Annotated in this window: 14 protein-coding genes; 1 reads left to right on the top strand and 13 read right to left on the bottom strand. The window is 67.2% G+C overall.

Annotation, left to right across the window (positions count from 1 at the left end; translation table 11 throughout):
- Positions 1-24 precede the first annotated feature (24 nt).
- From PDM28_RS09180 to fusA, 10 genes are all read right to left on the bottom strand, one after another.
- Positions 25-693: a sulfate/molybdate ABC transporter ATP-binding protein gene (locus tag PDM28_RS09180; RefSeq protein WP_311184549.1), complete on the bottom strand. Its 669-nt coding sequence runs from the start codon at positions 691-693 to the stop codon at positions 25-27.
- Positions 683-1363, bottom strand: coding sequence for a molybdate ABC transporter permease subunit (gene modB / locus PDM28_RS09175; protein ID WP_311184548.1), 681 nt, complete (start codon positions 1361-1363; stop codon positions 683-685). Before modB ends, PDM28_RS09180 begins: the two co-directional genes overlap by 11 nt.
- Before the next feature lie 3 nt (positions 1364-1366).
- Entirely contained in the window at positions 1367-2128 is a 762-nt protein-coding gene (gene modA / locus PDM28_RS09170) for a molybdate ABC transporter substrate-binding protein (protein ID WP_311184547.1), read from the bottom strand.
- The gene (locus tag PDM28_RS09165; RefSeq protein WP_311184546.1) at positions 2125-2628 is read right to left on the bottom strand and encodes a molybdenum cofactor biosynthesis protein MoaE; all 504 of its coding nucleotides are present in this window, start codon (positions 2626-2628) and stop codon (positions 2125-2127) included. The genes modA and PDM28_RS09165 overlap by 4 nt, the downstream gene beginning before the upstream one ends.
- A complete protein-coding gene (locus PDM28_RS09160) occupies positions 2625-2885 on the bottom strand; it encodes a MoaD/ThiS family protein (protein ID WP_311184545.1) in 261 nt (86 codons plus the stop codon). Before PDM28_RS09160 ends, PDM28_RS09165 begins: the two co-directional genes overlap by 4 nt.
- Positions 2882-4141, bottom strand: coding sequence for a molybdopterin molybdotransferase MoeA (locus tag PDM28_RS09155; protein ID WP_311184544.1), 1260 nt, complete (start codon positions 4139-4141; stop codon positions 2882-2884). The genes PDM28_RS09160 and PDM28_RS09155 overlap by 4 nt, the downstream gene beginning before the upstream one ends.
- Positions 4138-5136 carry a bifunctional molybdenum cofactor biosynthesis protein MoaC/MoaB gene (gene moaCB / locus PDM28_RS09150; protein ID WP_311184543.1) on the bottom strand — a complete coding sequence of 333 codons (999 nt, stop codon included), beginning with the start codon at positions 5134-5136 and terminating at the stop codon, positions 4138-4140. Before moaCB ends, PDM28_RS09155 begins: the two co-directional genes overlap by 4 nt.
- Before the next feature lie 7 nt (positions 5137-5143).
- The gene (gene moaA / locus PDM28_RS09145) at positions 5144-6148 is read right to left on the bottom strand and encodes a GTP 3',8-cyclase MoaA (protein ID WP_311184542.1); all 1005 of its coding nucleotides are present in this window, start codon (positions 6146-6148) and stop codon (positions 5144-5146) included.
- 43 nt (positions 6149-6191) lie between these two features.
- Positions 6192-7121: a M14 family metallopeptidase gene (locus tag PDM28_RS09140; RefSeq protein WP_311184541.1), complete on the bottom strand. Its 930-nt coding sequence runs from the start codon at positions 7119-7121 to the stop codon at positions 6192-6194.
- 71 nt (positions 7122-7192) lie between these two features.
- The gene (gene fusA, locus PDM28_RS09135) at positions 7193-9235 is read right to left on the bottom strand and encodes an elongation factor G (protein ID WP_311184540.1); all 2043 of its coding nucleotides are present in this window, start codon (positions 9233-9235) and stop codon (positions 7193-7195) included.
- 508 nt (positions 9236-9743) lie between these two features.
- On the opposite strand from fusA, the gene PDM28_RS09130 reads away from it, so the two are divergent.
- The gene (locus tag PDM28_RS09130; RefSeq protein WP_311184539.1) at positions 9744-11927 is read left to right on the top strand and encodes a TonB-dependent siderophore receptor; all 2184 of its coding nucleotides are present in this window, start codon (positions 9744-9746) and stop codon (positions 11925-11927) included.
- 132 nt (positions 11928-12059) lie between these two features.
- On the opposite strand, the gene PDM28_RS09125 is transcribed toward PDM28_RS09130, so the two are convergent.
- From PDM28_RS09125 to PDM28_RS09115, 3 genes are all read right to left on the bottom strand, one after another.
- The gene (locus PDM28_RS09125) at positions 12060-12356 is read right to left on the bottom strand and encodes an antibiotic biosynthesis monooxygenase family protein (RefSeq protein WP_311184538.1); all 297 of its coding nucleotides are present in this window, start codon (positions 12354-12356) and stop codon (positions 12060-12062) included.
- Positions 12353-13366: a zinc-dependent alcohol dehydrogenase family protein gene (locus PDM28_RS09120; RefSeq protein WP_311184537.1), complete on the bottom strand. Its 1014-nt coding sequence runs from the start codon at positions 13364-13366 to the stop codon at positions 12353-12355. The genes PDM28_RS09125 and PDM28_RS09120 overlap by 4 nt, the downstream gene beginning before the upstream one ends.
- Before the next feature lie 61 nt (positions 13367-13427).
- Positions 13428-13730, bottom strand: coding sequence for an ArsR/SmtB family transcription factor (locus PDM28_RS09115; RefSeq protein ID WP_102946825.1), 303 nt, complete (start codon positions 13728-13730; stop codon positions 13428-13430).
- Positions 13731-13752: the final 22 nt, after the last annotated feature.

The following is a 13752-nucleotide window of genomic DNA, read 5'->3' as shown; positions in this document are numbered from 1 at the left end:
GTGGACTATCCGATTGCCGACTTGTCAGGCGCGACTGACCTTCCCGTCTGCCAGTTCAACCACCTGGTGGCCGAACATCGCCACGTCCGCCGGATCATGGCTGATCAGCAGCAACGGCACGTCGGTGGCCTCCAGCACCTCCTGCAATTCCTGGCGCAGGTGCGCGCGCAGGTCGTGGTCAAGCGCGGCGAACGGCTCATCCAGCAGCAGGGCCTGCGGGCGGGTCACCAGTGCCCGGGCCAGCGCGGTGCGCTGGCGCTGCCCGCCGGACACCTGCGCCGGCAGCATCTGCGCCAGGTGCTCGATGCGCAGCGCCGCCATCCAGCGCTCCACCTCCGCGTCCTTCTCGCGGCGGGACGGATTCAACCACCCGCGGTGCAACCCGAATGCAATGTTCTGGCGCACGGTCAGGTGCGGAAAAAGCGCGTAGTCCTGGAACAGGTAGCCGAGCCGCCGTTGCTGCGGCGGCAGGTTCACGGCCTGCCCGGCGTCGAACAGGGTCGCGCCACCCAACCGCACATGCCCGGCCTCGGGCCGTAGCAGTCCCGCAATGGCCTTCAGGGTCAGGCTCTTGCCTGCGCCGGACGGCCCGAACAGCACCACCTGGCGCTGGGTGCACTGCAGCTGCATGTCCAGTTCGAACTGCTGGCCCGGCGCGCTGAAGCGGCGGCGGATGTCGAGGTCAAGCCACATCGCGCGGCTCCGGTCGGCGCCCCACCAGCCGCGCGGCGGCCAGCAGGATCACGATGCACACCACCGACGTCAGGATCACCAGCCCATTGGCCTTGCTGTCCTGCCCGGCCTGCACCGCTTCGTAGATCGCGATCGACAATGTCTGGGTGCGCCCCGGAATGCTGCCCGCCACCATCAGCGTGGCCCCGAACTCGCCCATCGAACGTGCGAACGCCAGCAGCAGCCCGGCCAGGATCCCGCGCCACGCCAGCGGCAGGCTGACCCGCAGGAACAGCGCGAACTCCGACACGCCCAAGGTGCGCGCGGCCTGCTCCAACTGCCCGTCCACCGCTTCAAACGAAGCGCGTGCGGGCTTGAACACCAGCGGCAGCGAAGCCACTGCCGCAGCGATCACCGCCGCCTGCCAGGTAAATACAAGATTGATTCCGAAGGTGGACTGCAACCAGGCGCCGAGCGGGCCGTTGCGCCCGATCACCACCAGCAGGTAGTAGCCCAGCACGGTCGGCGGCAGCACCATCGGCAGGGTCAGCAGCGTGTCCAGCAGCTCACGGCCGGGAAAGCGGCGGCGCGCCAGCAATGCGCCCAGGGCCACGCCCAGCACCAGGTTGATCGCCGTGGCCCAGCCGGCCACCTTCAGCGACAACCACAAGGCGGTCCAGTCCAACGCCATCGATCAGGGCGCGCCGAAGCCGTGCTTCTTCAGGATCGCCAGCCCCTGCGGCGAGCGCACGAACGCCACGAACCGCTTGGCTTCGGCGGCATTGGCGCTGTCCTTGATGACGGCCAGTGGGTAGGTGATGGGCGTCTTCAGCGGTACCGCGAACGCCTGCCGCACGCGGTCGCCACCTGCGTTCACGTCGCTGGAGTACACGAAGCCCGCATCCACTTCGCCACGCGCCACGTAATCAAGCGACTGGCGCACATTCTGTGTCGAGATCGTCTTGGAGCCCATGGCCTCCCACAGGCCGGCATCCTGCAACGCAGTGCGTGCGTAGCGGCCTACCGGCACGCTGTCCGGGTTGCCAATTGCCACGCGCTGCACGCCTGCCCCGCCCAACGCTGCCAGCGAGGTCGGCGCGCTGCGCGCGGCACTGGGCACCACTACCACCAGCTGGTTGCTGGCAAACAGCTGCCGCGTGTCGTCGGCGAGCAGGTTCTGTTGCGCCGCCTGGTCCATGGTCGCGGTGTCGGCCGTGGCCAGCACGTCCACCGGTGCCCCGCGCGCGACCTGCTGCAGCAGCACCCCGGACGCGGCGAAGTTCAGGTCCACCTTGGTGCCGGGGTGGGCACGTTCGTACGCCGCGCCAATCTCGCGGAAACTCTCGGTGAGGCTGGACGCGGCCGACACCGTGAGGCCGGCCGCCCCGGCCGGCAACGCGGTGGCCAGCACCGCCAGGCAAAACAGGGTACGCAGGGTACGCAGGGTACGGATCATGATGCGGTCCTGGGTTCGTTGGAATGAGTATCGACCGCCGAGTCCGGCTGGCACAGCGAGCAGCCTTCGCTCCACACGCTGTCGCCGTCTTCGTAATGCTCCTGCTTCCAGATCGGCGAGCGGTGCTTGACCGCTTCAATCAGGGCACGGCACGCGCGGAATGCCTCATCGCGGTGCGGACTGCCCGCCGCTACCACCACCGCAACATCGCCCACCGCAAGTCGGCCCGTGGCGTGGCCCACATACAGCTTGAGCCGGGGTCCGAACTCCGCCTCCACCTCATCGGCAAGCTGCTGGAACGTGTTCAGCACCAGTGGCACGAACAGGTCATAGCTGATGCCCTGCACTGCGCGTCCGTGATTGAGGTCGCGCACCTTGCCGATGAACACATCGATGCCACCGAAACCAGGATCGGACACAAAGGCGATCGCGTCGGCCGGATCCAGCGCCGCGTCGGTGCGCTCCACCACGTGCAGCCGTTGTCGGGCACCCGCGCTCATCCGCCACTCACCGGCGGCAGTACCGCCACCCGCCCATCGCCCGGCAACGGGTCGCTGTCGCGCAGCACCCGCTGCTCATCAGCAAACGCACTGTAGGCCAGCAGCCCACTGCGGAACGAAGGCCAGCCCTGCATCAGCTGCACCTGCATCGCCCTGCGCAGATCCTCCACCCGATCACCCTCCACCTCAACCTGTAGCACCCGCCCGGGCACCAGTTCAGAGAATGCGCCGAACAGCTGCACCTGGATCGTCCTCATGCCTCCTCCCTCGTGGCCAGCTGCACCGGCTCGCGGTGCCCCCAGCCCACTACCTGAACCGGCGTGCCCGCGCGGGCCACCTCGTCGCCGTCGATCTCCAGCACGACCCAGCCGTTCGCCTGCAGCGTCGTCATCAGCCGGAACGATTCCTGCCCTGCCAGTACGCGCGCCGACACCTGGCCGGTAACATCCAGCTCGACACGCGCCCGCGCGTGGAAGCGCAGGCCGGTCGGCTTCCGCGTATCTGCCTGCAACGGCACCTGTATCGAACGCTCGGGCTTCAGTCCCAACTGCCGGCGCAACACCGGCTCGATGAAGAAGCGCTGGCCCACGGCCGCCGACACCGGGTTGCCGGGCAAACCGAAATACAACGCGCCTCCGGGCAACTGCGCAAACAGCAGCGGCTTGCCCGGCCGGATCGCGACCTTGTGGAAGTGGAGCGTGGCGCCGCGCGCACGCAGTGCCTCCGGGATGAAGTCGTAACGCCCCTGCGACACGGCACCGGTGCTGACCACCAGCTGCGCACCTGCCGCCAGCGCAAGGTCTACGGCGGCATCGAACGCGTTGGCATCGTCACCCACAACCCCGTGCCAGACCACCACCGCCCCCGCCTGCTGCAGCCGTTCGAGCAGATAGGGACGATTGCTGTCACGGATCTGCCCGTCATCCAATGCCTGGCCGGCGTCACTCACCAGTTCGCGCCCGGTGGTGATCACCGCCACGCGCGGTTGCTGGCGCACCTCCACCTCGGCGATGCCCGTAGCGTGGAGCACGGTGAGCGCGTTGGTCGCCAGCGTACTGCCTGCCGCGAGCAGCAGGTCGCCGGTTCGCACGTCCTGCCCGCGCTGGCGGACGAACTGGCCCGGCGCGACCGCCTGCAGCAGTTCAATGCGTTGCGGAGACCCGTCGGCGCGCGACACCACCCGCACCTGCTCGACCGGAATCACGCTGTCCAGCCCATCCGGCATGCGTGCGCCGGTCATGATTTCCCACGCGCCGCCACCGCCTTGGCTGGCACCATCACCTGCTGCCTGCGAACCCTGCACCTCCACCATGGCGCCGACCGGCAGGGGTATGCCTGCGCAGCGCAGCGCGAACCCATCCATCGCCGAGTTGTCGAACGGCGGCAGGCACTGCGGACTGGTGACATCACGTGCCAGGACGCGGCCGCGGGCGTTGCCCAACGATATCGTTTCAGCGGGCAGCACGTCGGCACAGGCCAGCATTCGCCGCAGCGCCTCTGCGTAGTCGATCATCGGTGGTCGGCTCCTTCGACCATGGCCAACGCGTGGCCCAGCACCGGAGCCAAGATCTCCAGGCATTGCGCCGCTGCACGCGGACTGCCCGGCAATGCGAACACCAGCATCTGCCCCAGCTGCACCACCTCGGCACGACTCAACCAGGCCATCGGGGTGTGCTGCGCGCTCAGGCTGCGCACCATCTGCGCCAGTCCCTCCACGCGGCGACCGCCCACCGAGAGCAGCGCTTCAGGGGTCAGGTCACGTGGCCCCAGGCCGGTACCGCCAGTGCACAGGCACAGCCTTACCCCGGAAATTTCCAGCGCCTGCAATCGGCGCGCCAACGGTTGCACGCCATCGGGCAAGACCTCGGCCGCGCTCACGCTGCCGCCCAGTGCCTGCAGACCCTCCACCAGAAGCGGGCCGGAACGGTCCTCGTAGCTGCCGTCGCTGGCACGGTCGCTCAGGGTGATCACCGCACACGCCACACCGTGCAGATCGCGCGGCGACCGAGGCTGGTAACGCGCGCGCTCTGCATCGTCCATGCCTTTGGGATGGATCCACAGTCCACGCTTGCCGCCTTCCTTGAACAGCAGGCGCACCGGGCCGATCTCCAGCGCGGGCTCGACCGGCTTGCTCAGGTCGTACAGTGTCAGCAGCGCGGCATTCACGCCGGCCAGGGCTTCCATTTCCACGCCGGTACGCGCTTCGCTCGCACACTCGCACCAGACCCGGATCGCCTGCCGCTCCGGCACCGGGGCGCAGTGCACCCGCACCAGCTCCAGCGGCAAGGGATGGCACAGCGGCATGAGCGCCGATGCCATCTTGGCGCCCTGCAGTCCGGCAATCTCGGCCATCACCAATGCGTCGCCCTTGGGAAGGCGGCGCTCGACGATCAGCGGGTAGGCCACCGGGCCGGCCAGCAACTCGCCCACGGCAACGGCGCGCCGACGGGTTACGCGCTTGTCGCGCACATCGGCCATGTGGAACGCTGCGGACATATCGCCACTCATTCGGTACTCATCCTCCAATCGATGCCAGGTTCGGCACCAGGCCGGTCTGGTTCTGGTGCAGGCCGTGCCCGGCCGCCTTCAGGCCAAGCTGGGTGGTGATGCGCGCCAGCAGCGCGTCGCGGTCGTCGTCATGTTGCAGAAGCGCGCGCAGCGGCACCCCGAACTCACCGAACAGGCATAGCCGCAGGTCGCCGCGCGCAGTGACCCGAAGCCGGTTGCAGCCTTGGCAGAAATCCTTCGAGTACGGCGCAATCACGCCGATGCGGCCGCGATGATCGGGATGGGTGTATTCCTGCGCAGGGCCGGCGTCGGCGGCACGTGGGCGCAGCCGCCAGCCGGCGGCCAGCAACTGCTCCACGACTACGCTGGCGCGCAGGTGGTGGCGTTCGAAATAGTCGGCGTTGTCGCCGGTGCGCATCAGTTCGATGAAGCGAACGCTGATCGGGCGGTCGCGCAGGAAGTCCATCCACGCCGGCAACTCATCGTCATTGAGGCCGCGCAGAAGCACTGCATTGACCTTCACCGATTCCATCCCGAGCGCCTGTGCCAGCGCCAGCCCTTCCAGGATCTCCGGCAGGCGGTCGTGCCCGGTGATCGCGTGGAAGCGGTCGCGGCGCAGGCTGTCCATGCTCACGTTCAACGCGGTGAGCCCGGCGCGGTGCCAGCCCGGCAGGCGCCGCGGCAACAGGGTGCCATTGGTGGTGATCGCCACCTTGCGGATGCCCGGGACGTCGGCAACGCGCTTGATGATGGCGTCCAGGTCCTTGCGCAGGCTCGGTTCCCCGCCGGTCAGGCGGATCTTGTGCATGCCCAGCGTGGCGAAGGCGCTCACCAGCCTCCCGATCTCGTCCACCTCAAGGAAACGCGGGCGTCCGTCGGCCTGGTAGCCGTTGGGCAGGCAGTAGCTGCACGAGAAATTGCAGGCCTCGGTCAGCGACAGGCGGAGGTAGGGGAAGCGACGACCGAAGCCATCGGTGAGCGGGTCTTCTGCTGGGGCAGCTCGCTCGTGCACCGGTTCATCCCCCTGCGTTGCCGCCTACCTTAAAGCAGCAACCCTACGGGGGGGACAGTGACGACAATGCAAAATCGAGTCCCGCGCACACCGCCGCCACCTGGGCGGCATTGCACTCCGAGGGCGAGGTCCGCGGGCTGTCCGGGTAGACCTCGGTGGTGGTGGCGAAGCGCGCGTCGGTGAAACCGGCACAGGCGCCGATGGAGCGCGACTCGCCCCAGACCACGCCGTTGGACTGCAGCGGCAGCCCGACCAGATGGCCCTGCGCGTCGGCCGGGGCGATGTGGGTGATCGGCGCGACGGCGGCAATCAGCGCTTTCTGGAAGTCCGGCTCGGGATTCTCGCTGTTGCCGATCACATAGAACCCGTCCGGAATGGACTCGGGCACCCACGCCTTGCCATCGCGCGAGGCCAGCGCCGGGTCGAATTCATGCGCGTCGCTGTCGGTGGTTTCGTGCAGGTCGAGGTGCACCTGCAGGTTGTCGTTGCGTGCGGCGATCCACGCCATCAGCGCGGCCGATTCGGTGATCAGGCCGCCGTCACGGAAACTGCGGTTCGGGTCGAACGCATCGTGGTTCCAGCGCTGGATGCGCTCATAGCCCCATGGGCAGACGCACGGCGCCACGATGAGGTTGACGCGGCCAGCATAGGCGCTCGCGTGGTTTTGCAGGAACTGCAGCGCACCGTGCACGCCGCTGGTTTCGTAGCCGTGCACGCCACCGGTGACCAGCGCGGTGGGCAGCGTGGGGTTCCAGTCGCGGGTCATGGCCAGCAGCAGCGGGTAGCGGTCGGCGCCGGCCCGCAGGTCGCCGTACTGCACCACGGTGAATGCTTCAGGCAGCGCGTTCAGTGCGGCCACCACATCATCCGCGTAGCTGCGCTGCACGACCTGTCGTGCGCGCCAGGCCGCGCGCTCGTTATCGCCCCAAGGCTGGCCGGGCGTGCCGACGGGATAGAAATGGGGGGTGTTCATGGGGGACTCCGGCAACGATTGCGCCCATTATAAAGGGGGCCGGCATTGCCGGCCCCCGCCTGTTTCCAACGTTACGCAGCCTGCACCTCTTCATACCCATTGAAGCGCATGTCGCTGGATGCCCTGCCCTGGGTCAACGACCGCAGTGACGTGGTGTACCCGGACAACTGCGCCAGCGGCGCATAGCCCACCACTTCCGCCCGGCCGCCCTGGTCCTCGATGGACGCGACGCGGCCACTGCGGCGGTTGAGGTCGCCCACCACGTCGCCGACATTCACCGACGGCACGTGGATGGCCACTTCCATCACCGGCTCCAGCAACGTGGTCCCGGCCTGCACCAGCGCGGCTTTCACCGCTTCGGCACCGGCACGGTGGAAGGCCATGTCCGACGAATCCTTGGCATGGGTCTGCCCGTCGACCAGCGCCACCTCGATGCCCACCACCGGATGGCCACGCGGCCCTTCCAGCAGCGCGCTGCGCACGCCCTTCTCCACCGCCGCCACGAACCCGCGTGGAATCACGCCACCCACGGTGCGGTCGACGAAGTGCACCTCGCCGTCCTCGCGCGGGCTGACATCCAGCACCACCCGTGCGTACTGGCCCTGGCCGCCGGTCTGCTTGACCACCTTGCCTTCCACCCCACGCAGCGATTGCCGCAGGGTTTCCTGGTAGGCCACGCGCGGTGCGCCGGTCCGCACGTTGACGTTCCACTCGGTACGCAGCCGCTCCACCATCACCTCCAGGTGCAGCTCGCCCATGCCCCAGACCAGGGTTTCACCGCTGTCCGCCTCGGTTTCGACACGGAACGACGGATCCTCCTGGGCCAGGCTCGAAAGGCCCTGCGCGATGCGGATCAGGTCGGCCGCCTTTTCCGCGGTCAACCGCCACGCCAGCACCGCCTGCTGCGCCCGGATCGCATCGAGCAGCAGCGGGCGCGACGGCGCGCTGAGCGTCTCACCGCTCACCGCGTCCTTCCAGCCCAGCACCGCCACGATGTCGCCGGCCACCGCCTGCTTGATGTCGTGGGTCTGGTCGGCCTGCACCCGCACCAGCCGGCTGACCCGCCGTCCCTGCGCATGCTGCGAACTGGCCAACGCATCGCCCACCTTCAGCGTGCCCGAATACACCCGCACGAAGCTCAACGCACCATGGTGCTGGTGGGTGATCTTGAACAGCAGCGCCGCGAGTGGACCGTTCGGGTCCGGTGGCAGGCTGACCTCGCCGTCCTCCGCGGTGGCGACCACCGCCGGCCGGTCTTCCGGCGCAGGCAGGTAGTCCACGATGGCGTCGAGCAGGGTTTCGATGCCCTTGCTCTTGAACGCAGCACCCGCGAGCACCGGCACGCCCGCACCGGCCAGCGTGGCCCGGCGCAACGCCGCACGCAGCGACGCTGGGTCCACCGCCTCACCGGCCAGCCAGGCCTCGGCCAGCAGCTCGTCATGGTCGGCCACCGCTTCCACCAGTTCTTCGCGACGCGGGTCCCACTGTTCGTGTTCGGCGGGCGTCCATGCGCTGCGCGTCGGCTGGCCGGCGTCGTCCCACAGCACCGTGCTGCGGTCGACCAGGTCGACCCAGCCGTGGAAATCGCTTTCCGCGCCGAGCGGCCAGCCGATCGCCCACGGACGCGCCTGCAGTTTGTCCTGCAACTGCGCCAGCACGCGCTCGAAGGACGCGCCGATGCGGTCCATCTTGTTGACGAACGCAATCAGCGGCACGCCATGCCGGCGCGCCTGGTGCCACACGGTCTCCGACTGCGGCTGCACGCCGTCCACGGCCGAGAACACCGCCACCGCACCGTCGAGCACGCGCAACGAGCGTTCCACTTCGATGGCGAAGTCGATGTGCCCGGGCGTGTCGATCAGGGTCAGGTGGTGGGTGGGTTCGTCGCGCGGCGCCCAATGCGCCTGCACGGCGGCCGCACCGATGGTGATGCCGCGTTCGCGCTCGATCGCCGAGAAGTCGGTGGTGGCGGCGCCGTCATGGACTTCGCCGACGCGATGGATCTCGCCGGTTTTCCACAGCAGGCGTTCGGTGAGCGTGGTTTTGCCGGCGTCGATGTGGGCAATGATGCCGAGGTTGCGACGGAGGTTTCGGGTCTGGGTCTGGGTGTTCATATGAGTATCTCGCTGCCAACTCTGGGGAGCCGCACGCCGCCGTTGGCTATCGGGCGTGCGGCCAGGTTTGGGGCTCGGCGATCTGGTGCATGGCACGTTCTCCTTCGAATGGTTGTGGAGCGGCTGTGGGAAAGGCAGAAACGAAAAGAGCGCCCGGTGGGCGCTCTGTCTGGGGTCCTGCGGTGATCGTGGATCGATCAGCCGCCCGTGGAGCCTCGAGGCAGACGCGCCCGTTCCGCGCAAGCGCGGTTACGAGTAAAGAACGTCAGGAGCGGCATGGAAGTCATCACGGTGGATCAGGAAGGTGTGCCGCGCATTCTAGACCTGTGGCAGCCGGGCGCAAGCGGTTTTTGGCCACACCCGTGGAACGCTGAACCACTTGAAGTGGCAATCTCTCTCCCAGCAGAACACCTGCCAGGTCACCAAGGTCGGTCGAGACCCGCGACAAAGCGTCACATGCGAATAGGTCGCAATTGCATTGAATGCGCAAGTCCCAGAAAATACGGGAATGAATCTCTCCCCCGCATCGTCCCGCCGCCACCTGCTCACCCTCGCCTGCTGGCTGGCGCTCACGCCGCCCGCCCTGGCCCAATCCGCCACCGACCTCGACGCCGTCCGGGTCAACGCCTACCGCGCCACCAACAGCACCAGCGGCGCCACGAAAACCAGCACCGCCATCGCCGAAACCCCGCAGTCCATCGCCGTGATCGAGCGCGCCGAACTGGACGCGCGTGGCGTGCAGTCGCTCAACGACGCCATGCGCTATGTGGCCGGCGTCAGCCTGGAAAGCAGCGGCATCGACAACCGCGTGGACGACTTCCGCATCCGCGGTTTCGACGCCGGCAGCTGGGCCAACAACGTGACGCTCGACGGCATGCGCGCCCCGCAGGGCAGCCAGTGGAACCGCAGCATGTTCGACAGCTGGAACCTGGACCGGGTCGAAGTGCTCAAGGGCCCGTCTGCGGTGATGTACGGCCAGGTCGCCCCCGGCGGCATGGTCAACCAGGTCAGCAAGACGCCTACGCCGGACCAGGTCCAGCAGCTACGCCTCGGCGTGGAAGCCAACGGCCAGTACAGCGCCGCGTTCGATGTGGGTACCGGGACGGAAGACAACGCACACCTGGGCCGCCTGGTCGGGCTGTACCGCGACGGCAACACCCAGATCAAGCACACCGCGCAGGAGCACTGGTTCCTCGCCCCCAGCTACACCTGGCAGATCGCCGAGCGCACCCGCCTTACCCTGCTTGGCATGTACCAGAAGGACGACGGCGGCTCCACCTACCAGTTCCTGCCGATGGCCGGCACGCTCAACCCCACGCAATACGGTCATATGAAGAACAGTACCTTCATCGGCCAGCCGGACTGGAACACGTTCGACCGCACCCTGTGGACCGCAGGCTGGATGTTCGAACACGCCTTCAACGACCACCTCACCCTGACCCAGAACGCGCGCCGCACGCATGTGGACTCGCTGTACCGCGGCGTGGTCACCTTCGGCGCGCTCAACGCCGACGGCCGCACCCAGAACCGTCGCGGCGTACAGGGCACCGGCGACTCGGACGGCGACACCTTCGACACCCGCCTGCAGGCACGTTTCGCCACCGGCGCGGTCGACCACACCGTGCTGCTCGGCTGGGACTGGCAGCGTGCCGACTGGGAAGGCGTGCGCAGTGCGATGAGCAACCCGCGCCCGATCGACATCTTCAACCCCGTGTACTCCCCGTACAGCCCCACCATCACCAGCGAGACCCCGACCAGCGGCATCAACCGCCAGAGCGGCATCTACCTGCAGGACCAGCTCGCGGCCGGCAACTGGCGGCTCACCCTGGGCGGTCGGTATGACTGGACCAAGGACGACACCCTCAGCGCCACCCGCAACATCGCCACCGGCATCTCGCAGCCGGGGCCGCACAACGTGATCAAGAACGAAGCCTTCACCGGTCGCGGTGGACTGCTGTATGTATTCGAGAATGGGCTGACGCCGTACATCAGCTATGCCGAATCGTTCCAGCCTGCCACCAAGTCGCCGCTGGACAGCTTCACGCAGACCGCGTTCGAACCGGTTACCGGCGCGCAGTGGGAAGCAGGTGTGAAGTATCAGCCGGCGAATGTAGACGGCCTGGTCACCCTGGCCGTGTACGACCTGCGCCAGGAAAACATGATCGTCGACGACCCGGTCGCCAGCCATCGTAATTGCGGCGCCACCGGCACTGCCGTGTGCTCGATCCAGGGCGACGAAGGCCGCGTACGCGGTATCGAACTGGAAGGCCGCATTACTCCCATCCCCGGTCTGAGCCTGATCGGTGCGGCGTCGCGGATGGATTCGGATATGCTGCGTTCGAGTGCTTACGGCGGAAAGCAGCTGGCCATGGTCCCGGACCTGACGGCCTCGTTCTGGGCCGACTACACCTTCCAGGCCGGCGCCCTGCGCGGGCTCAGCCTGGCGGCAGGTGCGCGTTACAACGGGGTCAGTTATGGCGACAGCGCGAATCTGTACCGTATTCCTTCGTACACCCTGTTCGATGCCGCGATCCGTTACGACCTTGGCCAGTTCGGCAGCACCGACGTCAAGCTTGCGCTCAACGCCAGCAACCTGGCCGACAAACGCTACGTCTCTACCTGCACAGGTGTGTCGTCCTGCTACTACGGCAGCGGCCGCGCGGTAATGGCCACCGCCACATTTGGTTGGTAAGGCGCGCGCTTCGGCAGGTGCCCTGCGTCCCAGCACCGATCAGCATGGTCGGCAGTTGTCTGGGGACCAACTCTACCAACGGACGAACCACCTGCGGTCGTGCCGGCCCCTGCCGGCACGACCGCGCGCGGTTCAAATCACAGGAGTGCTTTCGATGTGTTGTACCGTCGGTTCTCCAGACAACAGATCCTGCAGCCCAAGCATGAAGACGCGATGGTCTTCGCTGGCCTCGAACATCGGCGTGTGATCGTGCAACGACCGCCAACGTACGATCAGGGTGAACACCTGCGGGGATTCAACGACCTGCCCCAGCACATGCCCCTGGTAACCATCGGCCCGGCGCAACAGGGGCGCAACGCGATCGAAGGCTGCGCGGAAGTCATCCACGCACTCGGGTCGCACCGGCAGTACCGCGATCTCGTGGATCACGCGGGACGCTCGCTGGTGTCCGCTGGCCGTGCGCCTGCAACCTCTGCCAGCGGTCCCACGGCAATCGCCACCTTGCCCAGCAGCCCATTGTCCGGCCGCTGCAGGAACGCATGCGCCGCCGCGATCTCCGCCAGCTGGAACACGGCACCCACGTGCGGGCGCAGCTGGCCGCGTTCGATCAACGCGCTTAGTTCGTCCAGCTTGCCGCGGTTCTGGCGGGTGAACACAAAGTGGTAGCTCGCGTTCTTTCCCCACGCCTGGATCAGGTTCTGCGGTTGTGCGATGTCCACGATCGACACCACCCGCCCCAGCTGGGCAAGCACGTCCGCACTGCGCGCCAGCGTGTCGCCGCCTACCGTGTCGAACACCACATCCACCCCGTGCCCACCGGTCTCGCGCTGGATCACCTCTACGTAATCCTCGTTCTCGAAGTCGATCAGCACGTCCGCACCGAGCGAGCGCACGAACTCGAACTGGCTTTTCCGCGCCGTCGTGTACACCCGCGCCCCGATGGCCTTGGCCAGCTGGATCGCCACATGGCCCACGCCGCCCGCACCGCCATGCACCAGGATGCTCTCGCCCACCCGCAGCCCCGCGCGCACCGTCAGCGCTTCCCACGCGGTGCCACCCACCAGCGTCACGCTCGCCGCTTCCAGATGGGTCAACGACGGCGGCTTCAAGCCGATGATGGCTTCGGCCACCACGTGGTAATCGGCATAACTGCCCGGGCCGTCGAAGATCTGCGGCGTGTACCAGACCTCGTCGCCCACGCTGAAGGAAGAAACGCCCGGTCCCACCGCCTCGACCACGCCCGACACGTCGTATCCGGTGATCGCCGGCAACGGCACCAGATCGGCGTAGTCGCCACGCCGCACCTGGTAATCCAACGGGTTGATCGAGGTGGCCTGCACCCGGACCAGTACGTGCCCCGCAGGCGGCACCGGCACCGGCACCTCCCTCAGTTCGAACGCTTCCGGCCCACCAAACGACGTCAGTACAACTGCTTTCATTTCAGATCCTGGATTCAATATAGCGACATATCGGGAATTGTCGATATGTCTGGACAAAAGCTCACAGCTCTTTCCCGATGATCTCGGCAAGAGCCCGCAGGGTTGTTTCATTGCGCTTGTAATACGTCCACTGCCCGATACGCCTGACCTCGACCAATCCGGCGCGCTGCAGGGTTGCCAGGTAGTCCGACACCGTCGACTGCGACAGACCGACCCCTTCCTGGATGCTGCTCACGCAGACCCCAACCGCATGCACATCGCCCTCGTCCTGCGGGGGGAAGTGTTTTTCCGGGTCCTTCAATCCTTTCAGGATCTCAAGGCGGGTACGGTTGGAGAGGGCTTTGAAGACATCGAGCAGTTCCATGGAGCCAATGTATCGGGATTTC

The sequence above is a fragment of the Stenotrophomonas aracearum genome (assembly GCF_031834615.1).
In the GTDB taxonomy this organism is placed as follows: domain Bacteria; phylum Pseudomonadota; class Gammaproteobacteria; order Xanthomonadales; family Xanthomonadaceae; genus Stenotrophomonas; species Stenotrophomonas aracearum.
This window is presented reverse-complemented; position numbering and strand designations above follow the sequence as displayed.